This window comes from Stutzerimonas stutzeri (genome assembly GCF_002909485.1).
In the GTDB taxonomy this organism is placed as follows: Bacteria; Pseudomonadota; Gammaproteobacteria; order Pseudomonadales; family Pseudomonadaceae; genus Stutzerimonas; species Stutzerimonas stutzeri_AH.
The window spans coordinates 213,416-238,510 of sequence record NZ_PPXG01000007.1; the positions used below are offsets into that span (position 1 = coordinate 213,416).

Sequence of the window (25,095 nt, forward strand, 5' to 3'; positions counted from 1 at the left end):
CACGCACTTAGCCAGGGAATTCCAGGCGGAAGATCGTCCAGCCCTGCTCGGAACTGCACTGGATACCGCCCCGATGTGCCTGAACAATCGAGCGCGTGATCGCCAGGCCCAGCCCGGCATTGCTCGGGCTGCCTTCACGCCGCGCCGGGTCGACTCGATAGAAGCGGTCGAACAAGCGCTCCAGATGCTCAGGTGCGATGGCCGCGCCGGGATTGGCGACGCTGAGCGCTACACCATCGGCGCTTGGCTCGATATCCAGGCGGATCAGCTCGCCATCGGGCGTGTAACGCAGCGCATTGGACAGCAGGTTCGATAGCGCCCGGCGCAGCATCAGCAGATCGCCCTGAATCGTGCCGGCACCAGACAGCTCGAAGCGAACCCCGCGTTCGTCAGCCGAAAGCTGGTAGTAGTCCAGCAGCTGCGCGCACAACGCCTCCAGCGCGACGGGCTTGGCGTCCGGCACGATCAGCCCGTTGTCGGCCTTGGCCAGGAACAACATGTCGTCGATCATCCGCGACATGCGCTGCAGTTCCTCAAGGTTGGAATGCAGGTTGTCCTGGTACTGATCCAGCGTGCGCGCGCGGGTCAGCGCCACCTCGGTGTGGGTCATCAGGTTGCTCAGCGGCGTGCGCAGCTCGTGGGCGATATCGGCGGAGAAGTTCGACAGCCGCACGAAGGCATCCTCCAGTCGCGCCAGCATGGCGTTGAAGGCCTGCACCAACTGCTGCAGTTCCGCCGGTGTCGACTCATCGGGGATGCGCTCGCGCAGCGACTTGGCCGATACCGAAGCCGCCACCTGCGTCACCTCGCGCAAGGGTCGCAAGCCGCTGCGCACCAGCAACCAGCCGAGCAGCCCGCTGAGCAGCGCACAAAGCACCAGTGCCGCCCACAGCCAGCCGCTGAAGGTGTGAAAGAAGGCTTTGTGCGCGGTGACATCCAGGAGGATCAACAACGTTAGGCGCCTCTCGCCGACCTGCACATGCCCGGCTTCACCGCGCCAGACGCGCCCGTCCAGTTCCAGTTCGCCCTCCTGCTCGGCGAGCAGACCGAGCAGCGGCGGCTCCGCTTCATCAACGCCCGGCTGAGGAAACAGCTGTGCACCGCGTTCATCGAAAATGAAACCGCGCATCTCGCTGTGCCCGCCGAGCAGCGCCTGCAGCTGTGGGCGAACACGCTCGAAGTTCTGCAGGTCGTCCAGCTCCCCCAGCAGGCGTCGGCTTGCCTCGAGCTTTTCGTGCAGCGTATGGCGGTCCAGTTCGTCGAAGTGGTGCTCGCTGAGCTGGCTGAAGAAATAACCGGCCGCCGCCAGCACGCCGGTCACCGCCAGCATGAACATCAGGCTCAGCCTTGCGGTCAGCGACAGCCGCTTCATGGCGCGTCCGGCTCGTCGAGCATGTAACCCATGCCCCGTGCGGTATGGATCAGTTTGGGCTCGAAGCCATCGTCGATCTTTGCCCGCAAGCGGCGGATCGCCACCTCGATGACATTGGTGTCGCTGTCGAAATTCATATCCCACACCTGGGAAGCGATCAGCGACTTGGGCAGCACCTCGCCGCGCCGACGCAGGAGCAGTTCCAGCAGGGCGAATTCCTTGGCAGTCAGGTCGATACGCTGGCCAGCCCGCACCGCGCGGCGCTTGAGCAGATCGACCTCCAGATCGGCGATCTTCAACTGAGTCTGCAATGCTGCTGCGTTGCCACGCCGGAGCAGGGTGCGCACACGCGCCAGCAGCTCGGAAAAAGCGAACGGCTTGACCAGATAGTCGTCGGCGCCAAGCTCCAGTCCTTTCACGCGATCTTCGACACGATCACGCGCGGTGAGAAACAGCACCGGCACCTCGTTGCCGGACGCCCGCACCAGGCGCAGCACTTCCCAGCCATCCAGGCCGGGCATCATCACGTCGAGAATCAGCAGGTCATAAGGCGCACTCAGCACATGCTGCAGCGCGTCAGTGCCGCTGGTGACGCGGTCGACGGTGAAGCCAGCCTCGCTCAGGCCCTGCTGCAAGTACATGCCGGTTTTCGGTTCGTCTTCTGCGACCAACAGTTTCATGGCGGCAAGTTCCTTCGGTGGCGACCACGTAAGTGTGGCAGCGCCAGCTGCCGGGACGCCACGAAGCTGACAAAAAAGTAATCTTCCCATCAGCCTCTTGTCAGCCCGCCGACGTTAGCTTGGTACTCAGAAAAATGAAGGCTTGACCTTACCATCGCGTCAAGGTTGAGCATCGGGTCAGCTTCATTGAAATGGCTAACCGAGGATCACCCAATGACCAGCATCGAACTCAAGGTTTCCGGCATGACTTGCGGGGCATGCGTCAGGCATGTAACCGCTGCACTGCAACCCTTGACTGGCGTCGAGCGAGTCGAGGTAGACCTAGCCGCAGGGCTAGCCCGGATAGACGGCACGGCCGATAGCGCCATGCTCATCGCAACCCTCGACAAAGCCGGTTACCCTGCCCAAATCGCCACCGGCTCGCCTGCCCCGGCGGCGCGCAAAACAGGATGCGGCTGCGGCTGCAACTGAACATCGCTCTGGAGAAACCCATGAAACCTTACCTCACCGCACTCGCCGCCCTGCTGATGTCGGGCATGGCCCATGCCGCGGACGTCATCGATGTGCACCGCGATGCCAACTGCGGCTGCTGCAAGGACTGGATCACGTACCTTGAGGCGAACGGCTTCGAAGTGCGCGATCACGTCGAAACCAACATGTCGGCGGTCAAGCAGAAGCTGGGCGTCGCACCGCGCCTGGGCTCGTGCCACACCGGCGTGATCGGCGGCAAGTTCATCGAGGGGCACGTGCCGGTCGCAGCGATTCATGAGCTGCAGAAGCGTGATGATCTGGCCGGCGTTGCCGTACCGGGTATGCCTGCGGGCTCCCCAGGCATGGATTACGGTCAGCCGCACCAGCAGTATCAGGTGATCGGCCTGACCACCAAGGGCAAGGATCTGGTACTCGGCGATTACCTCGGCGCGCAGCCGGTTCGCTAAGGCGCGCTGCACATCTGGGCGGTGCCAAAACCGCCCGGCATCGGTATTGAGCACGGCCAGCCCGGTTGCGGCTGGCCACGCTGCTAGCTGACAAAATCGTAATTTTCGCTTCAGGTCGCTGACAGATACGTCGCGCTATGGTGCTTGCCATAGCGTTGCAGCGTCGCGCCTGCGCGGCGGCCAAACCAACAATTCGATCGACCGAACAGGACCCGCATGCAATTGACCAGTTCTCGGCGCACCTTCGTCAAAAGCCTGGCTGCCGGCGGCGCCGTCGCAGGCCTCGGGCTGTGGCAACAGCCCGTCTGGGCGCTGACCAGCGCGGGGCAGCCGACGGTGCTCAGCGGCACCGAGTTCGACCTCACCATTGATTCCATGACGGTGGATTTTACCGGCAAGCGCCGCACTGCCATGGCCATCAACGGCAGCATTCCCGGCCCGCTGCTGCGCTGGCGCGAGGGTGAAACCGTGACCCTTCGCGTGCGCAACCGGCTGCCCCACGACACCTCGATCCACTGGCACGGCATTCTGTTGCCGGCCAACATGGACGGCGTGCCCGGCTTCAGTTTCGCCGGCATCGCGCCGGACGGCATGTACGAGTATCGCTTCAAGGCCATCCAGAGCGGCACTTACTGGTACCACAGTCATTCCGGCTTCCAGGAACAGCTGGGCGTTTATGGCGCGCTGATCATCGATCCCAAGGAACCCGACCCATTCAGCTACGACCGCGACTACGTGGTGTTTCTCTCCGACTGGACCGATGAAAGCCCGGCACGGGTGCTGGCGAAATTGAAGAAGCACTCGGACTACTACAACCAGGGCCGGCGCACGCTTGGCGATTTCATCAATGACGTCGCCGACAAAGGCTGGAGCGACACCGTCAGTGATCGCTGGGCCTGGGCAAAGATGAACATGTCGCCGACCGACCTCGCCGATATCAGCGGCGCCACCTACACCTACCTGCTCAATGGCCAGGCGCCTGATGGCAACTGGACCGGGCTGTTCCAGCCGGGCGAGCGCATCCGCCTGCGACTGATCAACGGCTCGGCGATGAGTTATTTCGACTTTCGCATCCCCGGCCTCAAGCTCACCGTGGTCGCCGCTGACGGGCAGAACGTCGAACCGGTGCAGGTGGACGAAGTGCGCCTGGCCGTGGCGGAAACCCTCGATGTCTTCGTCGAGCCGGACGGCAGCCAGAACGCCTACACCCTGTTCGCCCAGGCCATGGACCGTAGCGGCTATGCCCGCGGCACGCTGGCCGTGCGCGATGGCTTGCAGGCGCCGGTGCCCGAGCCCGATCCGCGCCCCGAACTGACTATGGAGGACATGGGCCACGGCGATCATTCAGCCCATGGTCAGGCTGCAGCGGCACCCGCGCAGGGTCATGACGCCCATGCCGGGCATGGCGCGATGGACCATGGCCAGCTGGACCACGCCGCCATGGGCCACGGCTCGCACGGCGCTGGCATGCAAGCGCATCCGGCCAGCGAAACCGGCAATCCACTGGTGGACATGCAGACCATGATGCCGGTGCCCAAGCTGGACGACCCGGGTATCGGCCTGCGTAATAACGGCCGACGCGTACTGACCTACGCCGACCTGCGCAGCACCTTCGCCGACCCGGACGGCCGCGAGCCGATGCGCACCATCGAACTGCACCTGACCGGACATATGGAACGCTTCGCCTGGTCGTTCGACGGCATCCCCTTCGCCGACGCTGAGCCAATCCGCCTGAAATATGGCGAGCGGGTGCGCTTCGTGCTGGTCAACGACACCATGATGCACCACCCCATCCACCTGCACGGGCTGTGGAGCGACCTTGAGGACGAACACGGCAATTTCCAGGTGCGCAAGCACACCATCGACATGCCACCGGGTTCGAAACGCAGCTATCGCGTCACCGCCGACGCCCTCGGGCGCTGGGCCTATCACTGCCACATGCTGATGCACATGGACCTCGGGATGTTCCGCGAAGTCCGCGTAGAAGAATGACGGAGAAGCCTATGAACAAGATCAAACAGCACGCCCTGCTCGCCTTCGGCCTGACTGCCGCTCTCAGCCTCAACGCCGCCCACGCGCAGAGCGAGCACGACGGTCATCATCCCGCCGATGCGCCAACCGAACAGGCCGCGCCGCAGGCCAGCCAACCCCAGTCCGGGCAACAACAGGGCGGCATGATGCAGGGCATGGATCACGACAAGATGCAGGACATGCACGACCAGCACATGGGTTCCGGCCATATGGACCACGGCAGCATGGGCAACGGAAAGATGCAGAAGGACATGCCAAAGGGCTCCGAGCAAGGCAAGCCGCATGATCACTAAGACACTGCCCGTTGCCATCGCCCTCGCCATGGCTGCGACAGCGAGCCAGGCGCAGCAGACGATGGATCATTCCGGACACGGCGGGCACGCTGCGCCAGCGGACCACAGCCAGATGAACCATGGCGACATGGATCACGGCGATCACGGCAGCATGGATCACAGTTCAATGGCTCACCCACCGGCTACCAGCGTTGCCCCCGGACAGGAGCCTCGCACGCCAATCCCTGCGATCAGCGATGCAGACCGCGTCGCGGCATTTCCAAATCTGCCGCCCCACCATATGCATCAGGGCGGCAGCAACTTCTTCTTCCTCGCCGATCAGCTGGAATGGCAGGACGCCGATGAAGGCAGCACCCTGGCCTGGGATATTTCCGGCTGGTATGGCGGCGATATCGACCGTCTGGCCTTCCGCTCCGAAGGCGAGCGCACCAACGGCCATACCGAGGAGGCCGAGCTGCAGCTGCTCTGGAGCCACGCCATCGGTCCGTGGTGGGAAACCGTCGCTGGCGTGCGCCAGGACTTCAAGCCTGGCTCACCGCAGACCTGGGCAGCCTTTGGCGTGCAAGGCATGCCGCTGTTCGGTCTGGAAACCGAAGCCACGGCATTCCTTGGCGAGGGCGGCCAGACTGCGCTGCGCCTGGAGGCCGAATACGACATCCTGCTGACCCAGCGCTGGGTGCTACAGCCAACCGCGGAGCTGAACCTGCACGGGCGCAACGACGAGGCCCGCGGCGTCGGCTCCGGTCTCAGCGACGCCAGCGTAGGGTTGCGCCTGCGTTACGAGATCAACCGCCAGCTTGCACCTTACGTCGGCGTCAGCTGGGGGCGTGCCTACGGCAACACCGCCGATCTGCTGCGTGCCGATGACGAAGACGTCAGCGAGGCGAAGCTGGTAGCCGGTATTCGCTTCTGGTTCTGAGCCTATGAAAACAACACTCAAGACCCTCGTCCTGAGCGGCGTGGTAATCGCCGTAGCCGGTGCAGGGGTGCTGTACTCCGGCGTGATCAGTGTCGCCGCCGACGAGCCGCATTCGCGGGTGATCGAGGCCCTTCTCGAATTCACCCGCGAGCGCTCGATTGCGGTGCGTGCCCGTGAAATCAAGGTGCCGAGCCTCGACGATGAGGCACTGATCCGTTCGGGCGCAGGCAACTACCACGCCATGTGCATTGGCTGTCACCTGGCACCGGAGATGAACGCCACTGAACTGAGCGAAAGCCTCTACCCCGCTCCGCCGAACCTGGCAAAGCAAGGTATCGGCGGTGATCCGGGCGCAACGTTCTGGGTCATCAAGCACGGCATCAAAGCGACCGGCATGCCGGCCTGGGGCAAGAGCATGGGCGACGACTACATCTGGGGCATGGTCGCCTTCATCGAGCAGATGCCGCAGCTTGATAGGGCGCAGTATCGGTCGCTGGTCGCCGCAAGTGACGGCCACCAGCACGGCGGCGGTGAATCGGACATGCACGATCACAGCGGCCAGCACTCCAGTCCTGCCGCTGCCCAGCCGCCCGCATCAGCCGAAGGCGATCACCACGGTACGCTCGACCACCACCGGCCAGCAACGCCAGAAGCTGACGTACACCACCACCCCGACGGCAGCCGCCACGTGCATTGAGCCTTGGCGCCGTCTGAACGCTGGCGTGCGATCAAAAGGGCTCGCCTCAGCGCTTCGCCTCGATCCGCCCGACGCGCTCCAGCCACTCGGACTCAAGCCGGTTCTGATCGATATCCATATGCAGCGCCTCCATCGCCTCCCGATGACGGTCGATCTCCGCGATCGAATCGTTGATGCCGCTGGAGTTGCCATCGAGCTGGTGCATCTGCGTCAGCCCAAGATGATAAAAGCGCAACATCTTCATCGCATCTGGATTGCCAGCGCTTACGCCTGCCTTGACCTGATGCATCATGTTGGTCACGCGCATCAGGCTGCGCTTGAGCTGCCAGCCGTAAACCGCCGACGCCATCCAGGCCTGTTGCCAGTAGAGCGATCGGACGAGCCCGATGGTCAGCACCAGCCCAGCAATCACCCCGCCTATATTCAGCCTCAGGTTGTTGCCGCCCGGCTCGCCAAACAACGCTACGGCCAGCGTCGCCAATCCCATGGCGAGTGCCGCAAAGGTGGCAACGACGATCAGCGTACTGCGACGGGTCTCGCGACGATAGGTTTCGGGGCTGCGCGGAACGATCTCGAATAGCACCACGGGGCGATGTCCTCAGTGAATGGTAAGCGACGCGCATTATCACCCCATTGGCCCACGCGCGGCTGACGCAGCGCAGCCTTCACTCTGTCTCGCGGATCACCGTCGGCTGGGCTTCAGGCCACCACAGCACCCGACTCTATGGCTGAATCCCCCCCTACGGGTTGGAATAAGCGTCGCATCTGTCATTGGCTCAGCGGCTATGCTGCCGCCACCACCATATTGGAGATGCCCATGCGCCGCCTCGCCATTCCCGCCGATCAGCAGCGGGTCTACGACATCTACATGCACCCGGACGTGGTGCCGTATCTGGGTTACGACCCCATGCCGCGCGAGGCTTTCGGCAAGGTCTTCGAGCCGCTGTTCGAAAGCGCCAGCTTCTATGTCTTCGAAGAGCACGGCGTGGTCCAGGGCTTCTACAAGGTGCAGCGCCATCTGGGCCGCGCTGCCCATGTGGCGTACCTCGGCACGCTGGCAGTCGCGCCCGAGGTCAAGGGCAGCGGCCTGGCACGGCGGATGATGCAGGAAGCCATCGACAAGCTGGCGGCCAGCGGCATTCGGCGTGTGGAGTTGACTGTGGAAGCGGACAACCCGCGAGCGATCGCCTTCTACGAGCGCTTCGGCTTCGCTTACGAAGGCACGCAGCGCGCCGCCTACAAACGCAGCAGCGACGAAGGCTTCGTCGACGAACTGATGTATGGCCTGCTGCTGGGGCCCGAGCGGGCCCCAGCGTAGGTACTGCGTCGTTCGTCAGCCCTTGAGCTTGCTGGTGATCTTCGCCACGTGCTCGCCCTGGTAGCGCGCGATGGCCAGTTCCTTTTCCGAAGGCTGACGCGAGCCGTCGCCACCGGCGATGGTCGTGGCGCCATAGGGCGTGCCACCGTTGGTTTCGGAGATGTCGAAGAACTCGCTGATGCCATAACCGGTCGGCACGATGACCATGCCGTGGTGCGCCAGGGTGGTCCAGGTCGAGGTGATGGTCATCTCCTGACCGCCGCCGGTGCCGGTCGAGGCGAACACGCTGGCGACCTTGCCATGCAGCGCGCCCTTGGCCCACAGGCCGCCGGTGCGGTCGAGGAAGTTGCGCATCTGCCCGGACATGTTGCCGAAGCGGGTCGGGGTGCCAAAGATGATTCCGTCGTAGTCCGACAGCTCGTTCGGATCGGCGATGTCGGCTGGCTGATCGACCTTGCCGCCGGCGTTGCGGAAGGCGTCTTCGGGCATGGTTTCCGATACGCGCTTGATCGTCACCTCGACGCCCGGCACGAGCCGCGCGCCTTCGGCGACAGCATTGGCCATCGTTTCAATATGGCCGTACATGGAGTGATACAGCACGAGAATCTTCGCCATCTTGCTTTCCTCTTTCGGTGGGTGAGTCTGAATAATGTTCTGGATGCGACATGGCCAAGGCCGGGACATCCCGGCGCGATACGTCAGCGCGACTCGACCAGGACGACCTCGCTGTTTTCCACTGCTCTGACGCTCAGCCGCGCCTCATCGCGCACGGCCACACCATCGCCTGCGGCAACTTCGAGCCCGTTGACCTCGATACGGCCACTGGCGGGCACCAGATAGACACGGCGCCCATCGGCGATCTCATAGCCGGCACTCTGCCCCGCAGCAAGCGTAGCCGCTGCCAGCCTGGCTTCAGCACGAATCGGCAGTGCCTCGTCGTCGCCGGGCAGACCACTGGCGAGCGTGACGAAGGCACCGGCGCGCTCCCCACTTGGGAAGGCCCGCGTACCCCAGCTCGGTGGCAGGCCGGTCTGCTGCGGGTGAATCCATATCTGGAAAATTCGCGCTTCCACATCCTCCAGGTTGTACTCGCTGTGCACGATGCCGGTGCCGGCGCTCATCACCTGCACATCGCCGGCGACGGTACGGCCGCGGTTGCCCAGGCTGTCTTCGTGCGTGATGGCGCCCTGACGGACGTAGGTGATGATCTCCATGTCCCGGTGCGAGTGCGGCTCGAAGCCCGACTGCGGCGCGATGCTGTCGTCGTTCCATACGCGCAGACGGCCCCAGCGCATGCGCTCTACGTCGTGATAACCGGCGAAGGAAAAGTGGTGGCGCGCGTTCAGCCAGCCGTGCTGCGCATGACCAAGCTGGGCATATGGACGTAGTTCGATCATCTCGCTCTCCGCAAACAGGTTCCGGGCGGCCCCGGCCAATGAGGGAGATGATCCATTCAATCAGATCTAAAATGTTTGCAATTTTCAGTCAGTAAATATCGATCTATCCGATATAAATTAGGCGAGCGGCCTTCGATTTATCTGAAGCGGTGGCCAATCTCTTGCCCGCGACGACTTTCCCTGCCACAAAGCGCTTCCTCTTTCAGCTTTCAGGAAGCGCATGAATGAACGATGAATTGCTGGTCGAAGACATTCAGCTCGGCGACGGCAAAGCGGTGGTCAAAGGCGCTCTGATCACCACCCAGTACCGCGGCACGCTGAGCGACGGCACGCCGTTCGACAGTTCCTACGAGCGCGGCAAACCCTTCCAATGCGTGATCGGCACGGGACGAGTAATAAAGGGCTGGGACATCGGGCTGATGGGCATGAAGGTCGGCGGCAAACGCAGGCTTTTCGTCCCGGCGCATCTCGGTTACGGCGAGCGCCAGGTCGGCGCGCATATCCCGCCCAATTCGGATCTGCACTTCGAGATCGAACTGCTCGAAGTGCTTACGCGCGACGACTGAAAACAAGGCCAATGCGGCTCGGGCGAGCCGCATTGGGCAGGTGACTCAGACAGCGCCCGTCAAATCAGGTCGCGCCACGCGATGCGGGTACTCTTCCTGATAACGCGCGAGCCAGGCTGCGCCTGCCGGGTCTTCCCAGGCGTGCCGATGCAACAGGGCCATGCCGTCCGGGTCGTTGAGCAACCGCCAGCGCGCCGCCTCGGCATTCTCACCAGCGGGCCCGGCAGCAATGACTTCCTCCAGGCGCTGCTCACGCAGGAGTTCCGCGGCAGGCACCACCTTGGCATGGCGAGCACGTGCCATAGCGCAGACCAGCGCGTTGTAAAGCGGATCGACCACCGCCACGATGAAGCCATGGCGCAAGGCTTCGGCCTGATTCTGCTGCTGGTAAAGATCGGTATTTGCCAGTTCGGTGGGCGGTGCATATTCCTCCGGAATCAGAAATAGCTTGCAGCGCCGCGCGGCCAGACCGAGCCCTGTACGGCTGGTGATCACCGACACCGGCGCCGACAGGATCAGCGACACCACGATCGGCGCCAACCACCAGAGAAAGGCCGCATCCAGCCAGGCGACCAGCGCCGTCCAGAGCACGCCGATGACGATCTGCGAGCCGTGTCGACGCAGAGCTTCGCTCCACGGGGTCGCATTATCGCCCCGCTGCGGTGAGTTCCACTGCACCGACCAGCCGAGAAAGGCGGAGGTGACGAACACGCTGTGGAACAGCATGCGCACCGGCGCCAGCAGCACGGAAAACAGCGTCTCGATCAGCATCGAGGCCACCACACGCAGCCGCCCACCGTAAGCCTCCGCACCTTGAATGCACACCAGCAGTACGCTGAGCAGCTTGGGCAGGAACAGCAGCGTCATGGTTGCCGAGAACAGCGCGATCGCTTCTTCCGGTTGCCAGCGCGGCCATAACGGATAGAGCTGGTTAGGCTGCAGGAAGTACTCGGGCACCATCAGCGTATGGATCGCCAGCAGGCCGGTAGATAGCAGCAGGAAGAGGAACCACAGCGGCGCCGACAGGTAGGACATCACGCCGGTGAGAAACACCAGGCGGTGAACCGTGTGCACGCCACGCACCATGAACAGACGGAAGTTCATCAGGTTGCCGTGACACCAGCGACGGTCCCGCTTGAGTTCGTCGAGCAGGTTGGGCGGCAGTTCCTCGTAACTGCCCGGCAGGTCATAGGCGATCCAGACGCCCCAGCCGGCACGACGCATCAGCGCTGCCTCGACGAAGTCGTGGGAAAGGATTGCCCCGGCGAACGACCCTGTTCCCGGTAGCGGCGCCAGTGCGCAATGCTCAATGAAAGGTTTGACCCGAATGATCGCGTTGTGACCCCAGTAGTGCGACTCACCCAGCTGCCAGAAATTGAGCCCGGCGGTGAACAATGGACCGTAAACACGCGTTGCGAACTGCTGCAGCCGGGCGTAGAGCGTGTCCATGCCCGAGGCCTTGGGCGCAGTCTGGATGATGCCAGCGTTGGGGTTGGCTTCCATCAGCCGGACCAGACTGGTCAGACATTCGCCGCTCATCACGCTATCGGCATCCAGCACCACCATGTAGCGGTAGCTGCTACCCCAGCGGCGGCAGAAATCATCGATGTTGCCGCTCTTGCGCTTTACCCGACGCCGGCGGCGTCGGTAGAAGATATGGCCAAAGCCATCAACCGCGCGGCACAGCTCGACCCAGGCCTTCTGCTCGGCAACGCAGGTGTCCGGGTCGTTGCTATCACTGAGCACGAAAATGTCGAAATGCTCCAGCTCGCCAGTCGCCTTGAGTGATTCGTAGGTTGCCCGCAAGCCGGCGAACACTCGTGGCACATCTTCGTTGGCAATCGGCATCACCAGCGCGGTACGCGCCTCGGCGGGTATCGGTTCGGTACCGGGGCTGCTGGCCGAGATGCTGTAGCGATCCTTGCCACGCAGCAGCTGGAAAAAGCCCATCAGTGCGGTCCAGAACCCCACCGAAACCCAGCAGAACAGCAGCGCAAAGAGCAGCAGAATGCTGGTCTGCACCACATAGGGAAGGATTTGCCGGGCCGATTCTGACAGCGGCTGGACGAAGACCTCCTGCATGTCGACCAGAAACCAGCCTTGGTAAGGCAGCACTGCCTTCATCTGCCAGGTGGCGAATGCCGTCTGACCAAGCATCAGCAACAGCAGCGCGGCGCGGCGCAACGCCGCGACCCGCCGCCAGCGTGCTTCGTCGAGCGGCTGCGGGCTGGGCTCGAACTGCCGGCGCGGCGGCGTACGCCCCAGCATACGACGCCAGCCGCGGCGCAGGATGTTGGTGTGCCAGGGTTCGGGCACCATGCGCGTACGTACGATCGGCGGGGTCGATTGCACGTACGCACGACCCTGGTAATCCTCGGCGATCACCCCAGCCCGATCGAACAGATCGCCCCATCCCATTCGCAGCCGAGCCACGACCGAATCGAGCAGACGGCGTGACGGGACACGGTCTCCAGATGCATCGCCGGACAGCTCGTCATGCAGCGCCAGCAGGTCGCCCTGCTCTGCCGCCTGCCGGTATCTGGCCGGCTCCTCGGCGTCGGGCAAGGCCAGACTGTCGCAATAGGTTTGCGCCACTTCGTTTACCGAATGTTGCTCATTCATGGGGAGGAATCTGGTAGGTCCAGGTTTCGGAAAGGGTGTTTTCACCATCCACCAGCGCCGCGCGCATCTCTACCGGCCGCGCTGGATCATGCACCTTGAGCCGCAGCGTCAGGCGCCAGCCTTTGGTGACTGGGTTGTAACGCAGATTGTTTTCCACCAGCTCGGCATTGTTATCGATGCTGACGCGGGTGGTCACCGGTGCATCCTCGGCGAGCTGCTCCAGCACTGGGCCGACGAAATCCACTATCAATGCAGTCGTGCCGTCCGGCTGACGGATCAGATTGCTTTGTTTGACGTCGCCAGCGGAGATACGCGTCTGCTGTACCCAGGCCAGCTTAGGGTCGTGCAGGCCAGGTTCATCCATGGAGAAATGCAGGCGATACTCCAGATCCAGCGATTGGCCGGGTTCGGGCTGCTTTTCCGGAGACCAGAAGGCCACGATGTTGTCATTGGTCTCGTCAGGCGTCGGGATCTCCACCAGCTCGACGTGGCCCTTGCCCCAGTCGCCGCGGGTCTCTACCCAGCCACTGGGGCGCAATTCGTAACGGTCGTCCAAATCCTCGTAACGGCCAAAGTCGCGGGTGCGCTGCATCAGGCCGAAGCCTCGTGGGTTCTCTACGTTGAACGCGCTGACGGCAAGGCGCTGCGGATTGTTCAGCGGACGCCAGAGCCACTCTCCATTGCCTGCATGAATCGCCAGACCTTCGGAGTCGTGCAACTGCGGACGATAGTTCAGCGAAGTGCTGGGCTGGTTGGCGCCAAACAGGAACATGCTGGTCAGTGGAGCAATACCGAGCTTGCCGACCGGATCGCGGAGAAACACCTTTGCCTGCACATCCAGGGTACTGTCCTTGCCAGGCGTCAGCACCATGCGATAGGCACCGGTGGCACGCGGCGAATCGAGCAGCGCATAGATCACCAGGTTGCGCCGATCAGGTTGCGGCCGCTCCACCCAGAATTCGCGAAAACGCGGAAACTCCTCCCCTCCCGGCAGTGCCGTGTCGATGGCCAGTCCCCGCGCCGAAAGCCCGTACCACTGGCCCTTGCCGACAATGCGGAAATAACTGGCACCGAGCAGCGTCATCACCTCGTCCTGCTTGTCCGCCTTGTTCAGCGGATAGAGCACTTTGAAACCGGCGAAACCGAGACCTTCCAGCGCGGCAGGGTCGATCTCGACGCCATCGAACTGGAACATGGCCGGGTCGTAGCGAATCTCACGCACTTTCGTCGCGGTGATTTCGTTGATGCGTACCGGCGTGTCGAAATGCATGCCCTGATGGTAGAACTGCAGGTGGAACGGTGTTTCGGCGTCCTTCCAGTAGGCGTGCTCCGGGTTGAAACGCACGCGTTGGTAGTCGGCGAATGCCATCTTGCGGAATTCATCTGGAAGATTGCTGGCCGGCTCTTCGTAACCGCTAGCAGCCAGCGCCTTCGCACGCTCGGCCACATCATCGAGGCCGAACGCCAGCGCGCTGCCGGCCATCAGCATGCACAATCCGCCTACCAAGCCCGCCAACATGCGCGCCGGCTGGGTTCTCGTATTCCATTGAAAAATGCGTAACACACCGCCTCCGAATTACACGTTTGAACAGAGTTCGCTCTGCGTCGCTGAGGTTTGGTTGCATGCAGCCTACTCGTCCAGCCGCCGTGCCATCAGCACCACGGCGGACGCATGTGCCGCATGCAAAGCGCCTATAGAAAAATGCCTTACAACAACTCGAATCGCTCGCTGATTACTGCCCGCGAATCTAATCCCAACTGAACTTCGAACTCACCTGGCTCAGCCACGTAGTCGAGTTTCGCGTCATGGAACTTCAAATCGCTCTCGCCCAGCTCGAAGCGTATCAATCGCGTCTCGCCGGGCTCTAACATGAGCTTTTCAAAGCGCTTGAGTTCCTTGACCGGGCGCACGCTGGAGCCGACCAGATCCTGCAGATACAGCTGCACCACCGTCGCTCCGGCGCGCTCGCCAGTGTTCTTCACCGTTACGCTGACCTCCAGATTCTGGCCGCGTTTCAGTTTGTGTCCTGAAAGCTGCGGCTTGGACAGCTCAAACTTTGTGTAGCTCAGGCCGTAACCGAACGGGTAAAGCGCACCGTTGGATTCGTCGAAGTACTGCGAGGTGTAGTTGCCGGGACGTCCCTCGACATAGGGACGCCCCAGCCGCGGGTGGTTGTAATAGGTCGGTATCTGGCCGACCGAGCGCGGAAAGGAGATCGGCAACTTGCCGGACGGGTTGTGCTCGCCGAGCAGTACATCGGCAATCGCATGCCCACCCTCGGTGCCGGAGAACCAGGTTTCCAGCACCGCATCGGCGTGCTCCTTGACCCAGCCAAGTTGCAACGGCCGCCCGTTCATCAGCACCACCACCAACGGTTTTCCGGTGGCGACCAGTGCTTCGAGCAGCGCCTGCTGGCTGGCCGGCAAAGCGAGGCTGGTGCGGCTGGAAGACTCATGCGACATACCGCGTGACTCGCCTACAGCGGCAACGATCACGTCGGCTTCCCGCGCGGCACGTACCGCCTCATCGATCATCGCCTGGGGCGGGCGCGGGTCCTGTGTCACTTCGGGGCGGTCCCAGTTGAGAAAATTCAGATACTCGATCAACCGCGGATCATCGGTGACATTTGCACCACGGGCATGAATGACCTGTCCGGTGGCGCCAACCGCGGCTTCGAGTCCCTGGCGCAGGGTCACCGTCTGTGCAGCCACGCCAGCGGCCGACCAGCTGCCGAGCATGTCAACGTGGGAATCGGCAAGCGGACCGACCAAGGCAATGGTCGCCTCCTTGCGCAGCGGCAATGTCTGCTGGCGGTTCTCCAGCAAGACCAGTGAATCGCGCGCAACCTGTCTTGCCGCGTCGCGGTGCAGCCGGCTTTCGGCATTGACCTCGACAGGATCGTCCGCCGCCTTGCCGATGCGCAGGTAGGGGTCATGGAACAGACCGAGGTCGTACTTGGCGCCCAGCACACGGCCCACAGCCTGGTCGATCAGCTCGATCGGCACCTCACCGCGCTCGACCAGCCCCGGCAGCTCTTGGAGATAAAGCGAGTCATGCATGCTCAGGTCGATGCCCGCCTCGATTGCCAGGCGTGCTGCCGTACGGCCATCCGGGGCGACCCCGTGCCGCAGCAGTTCATCGATGGCGCCATGGTCGCTGATGTTCAACCCGCGAAAACCCCAGTCGTCGCGCAGCAGGTCGCGCAACAGCCAGCGGTTGGCGCTGGCTGGCATGCCGTTGACGGTGTTTAGGGCCACCATCACCCCGCCGGCTCCTGCGTCAACGGCGGCACGGTAAGGCGGCAGATAGTCCTGGTGCATGCGTTGCGGGCTCATATCGACCACGTTGTAGTCGCGCCCACCCTCCACCGCACCGTAAAGAGCGAAGTGCTTGACGCTGGCCATCACGCTGTCCGACGCAGAGAGACGCTGGCCCTGGTAAGTGCGCACCAGCGTGCCGGCGATCTGCGAGACCAGGTAGGGATCTTCACCGAAACCTTCGGAGGTGCGGCCCCAGCGTGGATCACGGGTGATGTCGACCATCGGCGCAAAGGTCAGGTCCAGCCCATCGGCGCTGGCTTCGATGGCCGACACGCGGCCGCTCAGGGCAATGGCCTCAAGATCCCAGCTGGAGGCCAGCGCCAGGCTGATCGGGAAGATGGTGCGGTGGCCATGAATGACGTCGTAGGCGAAGAAGATCGGGATACCCAGACGGCTGCGCAACGCGGCGTCCTGCATGGGGCGGTTGTCGGTACGCGTGACCGAATTGAATGTCGCACCGATGCGCCCGGCAGCAATCTCCTCGGCAATCCGCTCGCGCGGCATGTCGCTGCCAATGCTGATGAGGCGCAATTGGCCGATCTTCTCCGCCAGGGTCATGCGCTCGAGCAACGTTTCGATCAGCGCCTGGCGGTCGTCCAGCGGCAATGCCGGCGGCGCCGCAAAAGCGTATGGGCTCATCGCACTGGCAAGCAGCACAAACGGCAACAGCCTTTTTATCATCATGCTCCGCAATCCCATTCGTTGAACCGATCAGCCACACACAGCCCCCCATCGCGCCGGCCGAGAGGTCCGCTCGCAATGGGTTAGCGTCTAGTTTTTAAAGCTCGATGGTGCCGTCGAGATAAAGCACGGCCTGCCCGGCCACCATTACCCGATCCGCCTCGACGCGGCAGTGCAGCATGCCGCTACGCACCGACGCCTGCAGGGCCACCAGCTCGTTACGCCCCAGCCGCCCGGCCCAGTACGGCGCAAGCCCGGCATGGATGGAACCAGTTACCGGGTCCTCAGCACCGCCGTTCGCTGGCCAGAAATAGCGTGAGACGAAATCCTGCTCGCGTCCTGGCGCGGTCACCACTACATCCAGCGGTGCCAACGTGCGCAGCGGCTCGAGGTCGGGTGTCAACATGCGCACCTGCTGCTCGTCGCGGTAGACGGCGAACCAGGCCTGCTCATTGCGCAGCACCGCTTCCGGCTCGCACCCAAGCCCCTGTAACAATACCGCCGGCGGCTCGGCAACCGGCTCCGGTGCGCGGTTGGGGAAGCTCATTTCCAGCAGGCCGTCGGCCCGACGCTGCACGCTCAGATCGCCCACGGCGGCAGCGCGGAAAACCAGCGGAGCCTGCGCCAGCCCCGCTTCCAGCAGTACAAAGGCACTGGCCAGCGTCGCATGCCCGCAGAAATCGATTTCGGTAAGCGGCGAAAACCAACGGATGTGAAACGCCCCGTCCGCTTCGCGCACGAAGAAGGCGGTTTCGGAAAGGTTGTTTTCGGCGGCAATGGCCTGCATCAGCTCATCTGGTAGCCAGGTTTGCAGAGGGATCACTGCCGCGGGATTGCCCCTGAAGCGTTCGGCGGTAAAAGCATCGACCTGGAACATCCGCAATTTCATGTTTGCACCCTGTGCACGGTCAAGCGACCGCCGCCTACTCTAACCGGGCTGACGGGGTGCTAGCCAGTGGTGCGTGAAGGCTGAAGGGCCCGCAACTCACTGGCTCAGCCGACGCCTGTCGGCGGGACCATTCAGCCCAGGGCAAAGGGCAGCAGCAGCGCGATCAGGATGCCCAGCAGACTCATCCCCAGCGCCGCGAAAGCACCGCATTCGTCACCCTCCTCCAGAGCCCTTGCCGTACCGATGGCATGCGCATTGATGCCGTAGCTCAGGCCTCGCGCGGCAGGATGATCGACGCCCGCCCAACGCAGCAAAAGCGGCCCCAGTGCCGTACCAATGACACCGGTAAGCATGACGAACACCGCGGCCAACGAGGCCAACCCACCAAGCTGCTCGGCCACCAGCATGGCGATCGGCATGGTCGCCGACTTCGGCGCCAGACTCATCAACACCGGCAGCTGCGCACCGAGCGCCCAGGCGATCGCCAGCGTCAGCACCACGCTGAGCACGCCGCCGATGGCCAGGGTGATGACGATCGGCCAGAACAACTGCTGAATCCGCTTGAGATGACGATGAAGCGGCACTGCCAGCGCCACGGTAGCCGGGCCTAGCAGCATGGCGATCAGCGAGGCGCCCTCGCGGTAGCGTGCATAATCCAGGCCAACCAGAGTCAGGGTGCCGACCACCAGCAGCATGCCCACCATCACCGGCTGCAACACCAGCCAGCCGCTGCGCCGGTAGAGCATCAACGCCAGTTGGAAAGCGATCAGGGTCAGCGCCACGGCGAACAACGGATGCACCACAACGGCGGCCCAGGCCGTCGGCCAATTCAGGACGTTCATGACTGATCCTCCTGTTGCCGATCCAGCCGGCGAATCAGCCGCTGCATCAGCCAGCCGCAGAACGGCACGGTGATCAGCAACGACAGTACCAGTCCGGCGGCGATGGCCGGCAAGTCATCCAGCAGTGCGGTACCACTGGTCATGATCCCGGCGGCCGGCACGATGAGCAGCAGCGGCAGGTACTGCAGCAATAGCGCGGCGGTCTTCTCCAACGATTCGGGAATGCTGCGGCGCAGCAGCAACATACCGAACAGCAACAGCATGCCGATGATCGGCCCAGGCAGTGCCGGCAGCAGCACCAGATTGATCAGGTTGCCGAGCAGTTGCAGCAGCACCAGCCAGGTCAGGCCCTTGAGAATCATCGGTAGCTCTCCATCGGTGGCAGGTCATGAGTCATGACAGTAGCTCCTCGTTGCTTGGCAAAAGGCCTCGACTATGGCGGGCCTCATCGAGATAAAACAGGATCAGATGAGCACGAAAAAAGCGGATCAGCCACTACCAGAGCGATCCTCTGACACAGATCAACGCATGACAGCGTGCGGCCGCGAACGTCACTCCCAGTGCACATCTGATCCGTATTTTAGTGATTCATCTGAGTCTGTTATGCATGGTCCTTGGCGCGGATCATCCGCCTCGCCTGAAAAGCCTATGGGGCGAAGCCTAATGACTGACCGCATACCCGCAAAGATCATCGAAACCGTTGATCCCAGCCAACCGATCCGCCTGACACCCGCACAGAGTGGCGGACCCATTCATACGCGCAGCTTCAGCGGCCGTTTCCGCAACCTGCGCCTGCTGGGTGGCGGTCTGCTGATGCTGCTCTACTTCGGCACCGTGTGGCTGAATTGGGACGGACGCCAGGCGGTGTTGTGGGATCTGGACCGGCAGCAATTCCATATCTTCGGCGCCACTTTCTGGCCGCAGGATTTCATCCTGCTATCGGCAATCCTCATCATCGCTGCCTTCGGCCTGTTCTTCATCACCGTACTGGCCGGACGCATCTGGTGTGGCTACGCCTGCCCGCAGAGCAGTTGGACCTGGATGTTCATGTGGGTAGAAAAGGTTACCGAGGGCGACCGCCTGCAGCGCATCAAGCTCGACGCCGCACCCTGGTCGGTCGGCAAGTTGCTGCGTCGCAGCGCCAAACATGCGCTGTGGCTGGCGATCAGCCTTGCCACGGCGCTGGCCTTCGTCGGCTACTTCACGCCAGTGCGCGAGCTGGTGGGCGACCTGGCCCGCTTCGAACTCGGTGCGACAACCGCCTTCTGGTTGTTGTTCTTTACCGCCGCGACCTACATCAATGCGGGCTGGCTGCGCGAGCAGGTATGCCTGCACATGTGCCCCTACTCGCGCTTCCAGAGCGTGATGTTCGACGCCGACACGCTTCTGGTTTCCTATGACGCCGCACGTGGCGAGAGCCGCGGCGCCCGGCGCAAGGGCAGCGATCCGCGGGCACAGGGTCTCGGCGACTGCGTCGATTGCACACTGTGCGTGCAGGTCTGCCCCACTGGCATCGACATCCGCGACGGTCTGCAGCTGGACTGCATCAGTTGCGGCGCCTGCATCGATGTATGCGATAGCGTCATGGAAAAAATGGGTTACGCCCACGGTCTGCTGCGCTATACCTCCGAACGCGCCATGCAGGGTGGCGCCACGCGCCTCTTCCGTCCGCGCCTGATCGGCTACGCACTGGCAATGACGGCGATGATCGCTGCCTTCCTCTGGGCCCTGGAGACACGGCCGCAGCTGCAATTGGACGTTACCCGTGACCGCACGCTGTACCGCGAGAACATGCAGGGGCAGATCGAAAACATGTACCGCCTCAAACTGATCAATAAAACCCAGCAATCGCGCCACTATGCGCTGGCTCTGGAAGATGGCCCTTTCGAGCTGCAGGGCCCACGCGAGATCAGCCTCGCAGCAGGCGAGATCGCTGACCTGCCGGTCAGCGTCGCGCTGCTCGACAACACCGGGGGCTTCAGCCGCGAGGTGCGTTTCGAGATCAGCGACCTGGCCGACCCAAGCAGCCGAGTGAGTACGCCGAGCACCTTCGTCGCCCCCATCGCGGCGCTACGCCAGTAGACTGGCCGTGCCCAACCGCCATGGCCCGGACACGATGAAGCGCTACGAGAAATTCGCCGACGAAATAGCCGAACTGATCCGCAGCGGCGTACTTGCACCGGGGGAAAAGGTGCCCTCGGTGCGCCACGCCAGCCGCACCTATGGCGTTAGCCCCTCCACCGTGTTCCAGGCCTATTACCTGCTGGAAGACCGCGGACTGATACAGGCGCGCGCACGCTCGGGTTACTTCGTCCGCGAACATGCCAAACGACCGCTGCACGAGCCGGATATCAGTACCCGGCCGGCGGAGACCACCGACGTTGGCGTCAGCGAGCTGGTGTTCTCGGTACTCGCCTCGCTCCGCGACCCAGCTACCGTGCCATTCGGCTCGGCGTTCCCAAGTCCCGAATTGTTTCCGCTGCAGCGCCTGGCCCGCTCCATGGCGCAAAGCGTACGTGCCATGCCAGCGCGGGAAGTGATTGCCGAGATGACCGCAGGCAACCCCGATCTGCGTCGGCAGATCGCCTTGCGCTACATGGTCAGCGGCGTGATGTTGCCGATGGAGGAGCTGGTGATCACCACTGGCGCGATGGAGGCACTGAATCTCTGCCTGCAGGTGGTGACCGAACCGGGCGATCTGGTGGCCATCGAAGCACCGGCGTTCTACGCCACGCTGCAGGTACTGGAACGGCTCAAGCTCAAGGCGGTGGAGATTCCGGTCCACCCGCGCGAAGGCATCGACCTGGACATCCTCGCCGACCGCCTCGCGCATTTGCCGATCAAGGCCTGCTGGTTCATGAGCAGCCTGCAGAATCCGCTGGGTGCCAGTATGGGAGACGCGAAGAAGCAGCAGCTCTACGAGTTGCTGCAGCGCCATCAGGTGCCGATGATCGAGGATGACGTCTACGCCGAGCTGTACTTCACCCGCGAGCCGCCCAAGCCGGTCAAGAGCCATGACCGTGAGGGGCTGGTGATGCATTGCGGTTCGTTTTCCAAGAGCCTCGCACCTGGCTACCGAGTCGGCTGGGTAGCCGGTGGCCGCTATGCCGAACAGATCGCCCGCCTCAAGTTGATGACCACCATCTCGCCGTCAGTGCCGGCACAGGCCGCCATCGCCGACTACCTGCAGCACGGCGGCTACGACCGTCACTTGCGCAAGCTGCGCCATGCGCTGGAGATGCAGCAGGGCGCGATGCTCGCCTCCGCAGCCCGCCACTTCCCGGCCAGTACGCGGGTCACGCGACCCAGTGGCGGCTACTTTCTCTGGTTTGAATTTCCCGAGCAGGTCGATTCACTACAGCTACTACAATTAGCGTTGGCACAGGGCATCAGCCTGGCCCCAGGGCCGATCTTCTCGGCGACCCAGCGCTTTCGAAACTGCGCGCGACTCAACCACGGGCTCCCGTGGGACGCGCGCAGCGAACAGGCGATGGAGTTGCTGGGCAGGATGCTGAAATCGTTCTGAGGCACTGTGTGCCGAGATGTTTCGGAACCTTCAGTCCTGCGGTTGCCTGCGACGAGCCTTCATCAGGTACATGCGCTCATCCGCCTGCTTGAGCAACTGCGCCTCCGCGTCGCCGTCCTCTGGATAGAGGGCGGTGCCGATGCTCACGCCGATCTCGAGACTGTGCTCAGCGATGAGCATCGGCTGGGTGAAGGCGCTGCGGACTTTGTCGACTACAAGGTGGGCATCCTCCGGCTTGGCGATGCTGTCCAGCAGTACCACGAACTCATCCCCCCCCAGCCGTGCCACGGTATCGGTGTCGCGCACGCAGTGTGTTAGGCGATCTGCCACTGCGCGCAGCAGCTGATCACCACCGCCGTGCCCATAGGCGTCGTTGACCTGCTTGAAACGATCCAGATCCACGTAGAGCAAGGCAACCCGCCCACCATTGCGCCGCACCCGAGCCAGGGCCGTGTCCAGCCGGTCGCTGAAGCAGGCGCGATTCGGCAAACCGGTGAGCTCGTCGTATTGCGCCATACGCTGCAGACGCGCGTACAGGCGCGTGCGTTCGATGGCCGTGACCACCTGCGTCGAGACGAACTGCAGCAGTTCCTGATCCTTCTCGGTGTAAGGTGCCGCGCCGCTCTTCAACAGTAACGCGCCAATCACGCCCTCATTCGAACCAAGCGGCACACCCAGCCACCACGCACCGGCATCGGCGGCATTCAGCGGAAGCGTCAAAGCGGGCAGCGACTCGGCGTTGAAGCGCACCGGATGTGCGCCATGCAGAACGGAGAAACACAACGACGCCGCCGGCTCCGGTGGCGGTGCAGAGGAATCGACCGCCAGCGCCTGGTACGGATAGGTCAGCTCGCCGCTGGCGGTGTTTCTGATGGCAACGATGAAATCGTCTACCGGCAACAACTGGGCGATGGTCAGATGGATCTGCTGATACAGCGCGGCGAGATCTTTCGCCCCATGGGCCGCTTCGGAAATGGAATAGAGCGCGGCCTGCATGGCTTCGGATTGCTTGCGCTGGGTAATATCCCGAGCCACACCGATGCGCAGCTTGTTATCGGTCGACCAGCAGGCCGACCACATGATGTGCACGATGCCGCCGTCCTTTCGCACATAGCGGTTCTCGAAGTGCAGCAGCGGCTGGTCGGCCATGACCTCACCGGCGGCAGCCATGGTTCGGGCGCGGTCTTCGGGATAGACCATCTCGATCATCCGCTTGCCCACCATCTCCTCCGGCTTGTAGCCGAAGATGCGCTCGCAGGCGGCGCTGACATAAACCAGATGGCCTTGCGCATCGACCACGCAGATGGCATCCAGCAGCAGATCGATGACACTCGCCAGGGGCGCGCAGCTATCCGTCTTCACAGCGGCAGACCTACTTAGGCCATAGGGCACAGGTAGGACAGTCGCAGCGTGAGTAGCCCCGCTGCTGCATTGCCACCCTGCCATCTAAGCATCGCCCATAACCAACAAGACTGCGCTGTATTTTTCACCTGTCCCAACCTCACTGGACCCAGCGTGGATAGAAGCCGAGCGCAACCTGCTTGTCGGCATCCTGCAGCGTCAGAATACCTTCCGCCGACGCTCCGTCTTCCTCCCCCAACCTGTCACCACGAAAAAAGAAGCGGCGACCATCGGCCAGATTCAGGAACAGGCCTACTGCACCATGTGTATTCAACGGCACCAGCACAACCTGACCGTCATCGAACATGTCCAGGCTCTGGGCGTATTGCAGGTAACGCTTGGGCTGGAATTGCAGCGAATGCCAGTCAATCGAGTGCTGGAACTGGCTGTGCAGCACCGCTGGTGGCGTCGCGGCACTCAGGTAGCTAAGGCTCTGCGCACTGACCAACACGGGTACTTCCGGGAAGTCGGCGAGTCCCGACGCATGTTCCCAGCGCACACAGCCGAGCACGATCCGGTCGATCTTCAGCCCATCCCCTTCCAACTGATCGCGCACCGGTCGCACCGTGCCGTAACGCTTGATACGCCACGGCAGTTCGGCATCCAGCTGCGCATCGATATGCCGCCCCAAGCCGGTGCCAAACAACAGCCGACTGCCACGGTGCTCGATGAGGACCGCTACGTGGTGGGCCGGTGGCTGCTGCTGCCAACCGCCTCGACGCCAGGCGAAATCACCGCGGCTGTCAGTCTGAGCCGTTTTCACCAGACTGAAGCGCAACGGTTCCGCAGCCGCCGCATTCTCGACGAAGCCGAGTATCGATGCGGCCAGGCCAATGGCCAGCAACAGGGGTATTCCAATCAACCTGGTGGACAACCGAACGTGCTCGGCCAGCATTCGGCTCATCTGCGAGATCATGGTTACAACCCCGGCATGCCGACATAGCCCGGCAGCGCGCGGATGCGGCAGAACCAGGCTTGCAGCGCCGGATAGGCAGCCAGATCGAGCCCGCCGTCACCGCCCAGCGCGACGTTGGGGTAGACGGCGATGTCGGCAATGGTCGGCTCGCTGGTCTGCGCCAGCCAGGCATGCTGCGCGAGATGCCGCTCCAGCGTACGCAGGGCGCTGGCGGCTCGTGCCTGGGCCAGCGGCTCGTCGATGGGTCGGCCGAACAGCTTGCCCAGCCGCACCGTGGCCGGACCATGTTGCACCTCGTTGGCGGCGAAGCTCAGCCAGTTGGCGATATGGCCCTGGGTCTGGGCGTCGTGCGGGTACCACGCACTGGCATAGCGCTGGGCCAGATAAACAAGGATCGCATGGGAATCGCCAAGTCGAAAGTCGCCGTCCTCAAGCACCGGAATCTGCCCCCGCGGGTTGATTTCCCGAAACGCAGGCTGCCTGTGCTCGCCCGCCAGTAGATTCACCGGCACCAGCTCGACTGGCTGGCCGATCAGGCTGAGGAACAGGCGAACCTTGTGGCAATTGCCGGATAGCGTCAGGTCGTAAAGCTTCATGGTATTGCCCTCGTGATTGGCTGTGACTGGATAATAGACAGACCTGTCTGTACACTGCAAGCACCAGCGCAACTCCGCCCAACTGGAGCA

24 protein-coding genes are annotated in these 25,095 nt (G+C 63.0%); 10 read left to right on the forward strand and 14 right to left on the reverse strand.

Annotated elements, in window-relative coordinates:
- Window positions 1–7: 7 nt before the first annotated feature.
- Together CXK91_RS17530 and CXK91_RS17535 are read right to left on the reverse strand one after the other, a co-directional pair.
- Window positions 8–1,372, reverse strand: a complete 1,365-nt coding sequence (locus CXK91_RS17530) for a heavy metal sensor histidine kinase (protein ID WP_103457362.1) — start codon at window positions 1,370–1,372, stop codon at window positions 8–10.
- On the reverse strand, window positions 1,369–2,052 hold the full coding sequence (locus CXK91_RS17535; RefSeq protein WP_058064309.1) for a heavy metal response regulator transcription factor: 684 nt from the start codon (window positions 2,050–2,052) through the stop codon (window positions 1,369–1,371). The genes CXK91_RS17530 and CXK91_RS17535 overlap by 4 nt, the downstream gene beginning before the upstream one ends.
- Before the next feature lie 213 nt (window positions 2,053–2,265).
- Between CXK91_RS17535 and CXK91_RS17540 the strand changes: the two genes are divergently transcribed.
- From CXK91_RS17540 to CXK91_RS17565, 6 genes are all read left to right on the forward strand, one after another.
- On the forward strand, window positions 2,266–2,523 hold the full coding sequence (locus CXK91_RS17540) for a heavy-metal-associated domain-containing protein (protein ID WP_103457363.1): 258 nt from the start codon (window positions 2,266–2,268) through the stop codon (window positions 2,521–2,523).
- Window positions 2,524–2,543: 20 nt separating this feature from the next.
- Window positions 2,544–2,990 (forward strand): DUF411 domain-containing protein, encoded by a 447-nt coding sequence (locus CXK91_RS17545; RefSeq protein WP_036991719.1) that lies wholly within the window; start codon window positions 2,544–2,546, stop codon window positions 2,988–2,990.
- Window positions 2,991–3,206: 216 nt separating this feature from the next.
- On the forward strand, window positions 3,207–4,982 hold the full coding sequence (locus CXK91_RS17550; protein WP_103457364.1) for a copper resistance system multicopper oxidase: 1,776 nt from the start codon (window positions 3,207–3,209) through the stop codon (window positions 4,980–4,982).
- Window positions 4,983–4,993: 11 nt separating this feature from the next.
- Window positions 4,994–5,314 (forward strand): hypothetical protein, encoded by a 321-nt coding sequence (locus tag CXK91_RS17555; RefSeq protein WP_103457365.1) that lies wholly within the window; start codon window positions 4,994–4,996, stop codon window positions 5,312–5,314.
- Window positions 5,304–6,233 carry a copper resistance protein B gene (locus CXK91_RS17560; protein WP_103457366.1) on the forward strand — a complete coding sequence of 310 codons (930 nt, stop codon included), beginning with the start codon at window positions 5,304–5,306 and terminating at the stop codon, window positions 6,231–6,233. The genes CXK91_RS17555 and CXK91_RS17560 overlap by 11 nt, the downstream gene beginning before the upstream one ends.
- A gap of 4 nt (window positions 6,234–6,237) precedes the next feature.
- Window positions 6,238–6,930 (forward strand): c-type cytochrome, encoded by a 693-nt coding sequence (locus CXK91_RS17565; RefSeq protein WP_103457367.1) that lies wholly within the window; start codon window positions 6,238–6,240, stop codon window positions 6,928–6,930.
- 46 nt (window positions 6,931–6,976) lie between these two features.
- Here CXK91_RS17565 and CXK91_RS17570 read toward each other — a convergent pair whose 3' ends face one another.
- Window positions 6,977–7,516: a DUF3087 domain-containing protein gene (locus CXK91_RS17570; RefSeq protein WP_103457368.1), complete on the reverse strand. Its 540-nt coding sequence runs from the start codon at window positions 7,514–7,516 to the stop codon at window positions 6,977–6,979.
- A gap of 231 nt (window positions 7,517–7,747) precedes the next feature.
- Here CXK91_RS17570 and CXK91_RS17575 point away from each other — a divergent pair, with 231 nt between their 5' ends.
- Window positions 7,748–8,248: a GNAT family N-acetyltransferase gene (locus CXK91_RS17575; protein ID WP_103457369.1), complete on the forward strand. Its 501-nt coding sequence runs from the start codon at window positions 7,748–7,750 to the stop codon at window positions 8,246–8,248.
- 15 nt (window positions 8,249–8,263) lie between these two features.
- Here the strand turns inward: CXK91_RS17575 and wrbA are convergent, their stop codons facing one another.
- Together wrbA and CXK91_RS17585 are read right to left on the reverse strand one after the other, a co-directional pair.
- Complete coding sequence (gene wrbA, locus CXK91_RS17580; RefSeq protein WP_103457370.1) at window positions 8,264–8,863, reverse strand: NAD(P)H:quinone oxidoreductase; 600 nt, start codon at window positions 8,861–8,863, stop codon at window positions 8,264–8,266.
- 83 nt (window positions 8,864–8,946) lie between these two features.
- Window positions 8,947–9,645, reverse strand: a complete 699-nt coding sequence (locus tag CXK91_RS17585; protein WP_103457371.1) for a pirin family protein — start codon at window positions 9,643–9,645, stop codon at window positions 8,947–8,949.
- Window positions 9,646–9,869: 224 nt separating this feature from the next.
- Here CXK91_RS17585 and CXK91_RS17590 point away from each other — a divergent pair, with 224 nt between their 5' ends.
- Window positions 9,870–10,211, forward strand: coding sequence for an FKBP-type peptidyl-prolyl cis-trans isomerase (locus tag CXK91_RS17590; RefSeq protein ID WP_003283804.1), 342 nt, complete (start codon window positions 9,870–9,872; stop codon window positions 10,209–10,211).
- Window positions 10,212–10,256: 45 nt separating this feature from the next.
- Here the strand turns inward: CXK91_RS17590 and mdoH are convergent, their stop codons facing one another.
- The 6 genes from mdoH to CXK91_RS17620 all read right to left on the reverse strand — a co-directional run bounded on the left by mdoH (window position 10,257) and on the right by CXK91_RS17620 (window position 18,928).
- On the reverse strand, window positions 10,257–12,833 hold the full coding sequence (gene mdoH, locus CXK91_RS17595; protein ID WP_103457372.1) for a glucans biosynthesis glucosyltransferase MdoH: 2,577 nt from the start codon (window positions 12,831–12,833) through the stop codon (window positions 10,257–10,259).
- Window positions 12,826–14,322, reverse strand: a complete 1,497-nt coding sequence (locus tag CXK91_RS17600) for a glucan biosynthesis protein G (protein WP_256055758.1) — start codon at window positions 14,320–14,322, stop codon at window positions 12,826–12,828. Before CXK91_RS17600 ends, mdoH begins: the two co-directional genes overlap by 8 nt.
- A gap of 218 nt (window positions 14,323–14,540) precedes the next feature.
- Window positions 14,541–16,832 (reverse strand): beta-glucosidase BglX, encoded by a 2,292-nt coding sequence (gene bglX / locus CXK91_RS17605; RefSeq protein ID WP_103457439.1) that lies wholly within the window; start codon window positions 16,830–16,832, stop codon window positions 14,541–14,543.
- 100 nt (window positions 16,833–16,932) lie between these two features.
- On the reverse strand, window positions 16,933–17,712 hold the full coding sequence (locus tag CXK91_RS17610; RefSeq protein WP_103457374.1) for a PhzF family phenazine biosynthesis protein: 780 nt from the start codon (window positions 17,710–17,712) through the stop codon (window positions 16,933–16,935).
- 143 nt (window positions 17,713–17,855) lie between these two features.
- A complete protein-coding gene (locus CXK91_RS17615; protein ID WP_103457375.1) occupies window positions 17,856–18,566 on the reverse strand; it encodes an LrgB family protein in 711 nt (236 codons plus the stop codon).
- On the reverse strand, window positions 18,563–18,928 hold the full coding sequence (locus CXK91_RS17620; RefSeq protein WP_103457376.1) for a CidA/LrgA family protein: 366 nt from the start codon (window positions 18,926–18,928) through the stop codon (window positions 18,563–18,565). Before CXK91_RS17620 ends, CXK91_RS17615 begins: the two co-directional genes overlap by 4 nt.
- Before the next feature lie 301 nt (window positions 18,929–19,229).
- On the opposite strand from CXK91_RS17620, the gene ccoG reads away from it, so the two are divergent.
- Window positions 19,230–20,648, forward strand: a complete 1,419-nt coding sequence (ccoG, locus tag CXK91_RS17625; protein WP_103457377.1) for a cytochrome c oxidase accessory protein CcoG — start codon at window positions 19,230–19,232, stop codon at window positions 20,646–20,648.
- A 34-nt stretch (window positions 20,649–20,682) separates the two neighbouring features.
- A complete protein-coding gene (gene mapR, locus CXK91_RS17630) occupies window positions 20,683–22,092 on the forward strand; it encodes a GntR family transcriptional regulator MpaR (protein ID WP_103457378.1) in 1,410 nt (469 codons plus the stop codon).
- A gap of 30 nt (window positions 22,093–22,122) precedes the next feature.
- Here the strand turns inward: mapR and CXK91_RS17635 are convergent, their stop codons facing one another.
- The 3 genes from CXK91_RS17635 to CXK91_RS17645 all read right to left on the reverse strand — a co-directional run bounded on the left by CXK91_RS17635 (window position 22,123) and on the right by CXK91_RS17645 (window position 25,005).
- The gene (locus CXK91_RS17635) at window positions 22,123–23,454 is read right to left on the reverse strand and encodes a sensor domain-containing protein (protein ID WP_103457379.1); all 1,332 of its coding nucleotides are present in this window, start codon (window positions 23,452–23,454) and stop codon (window positions 22,123–22,125) included.
- 139 nt (window positions 23,455–23,593) lie between these two features.
- Window positions 23,594–24,397 carry a Zn-dependent hydrolase gene (locus CXK91_RS17640; protein WP_256055757.1) on the reverse strand — a complete coding sequence of 268 codons (804 nt, stop codon included), beginning with the start codon at window positions 24,395–24,397 and terminating at the stop codon, window positions 23,594–23,596.
- 14 nt (window positions 24,398–24,411) lie between these two features.
- Window positions 24,412–25,005 carry a glutathione S-transferase family protein gene (locus tag CXK91_RS17645; RefSeq protein ID WP_103457381.1) on the reverse strand — a complete coding sequence of 198 codons (594 nt, stop codon included), beginning with the start codon at window positions 25,003–25,005 and terminating at the stop codon, window positions 24,412–24,414.
- Window positions 25,006–25,095 lie beyond the last annotated feature (90 nt).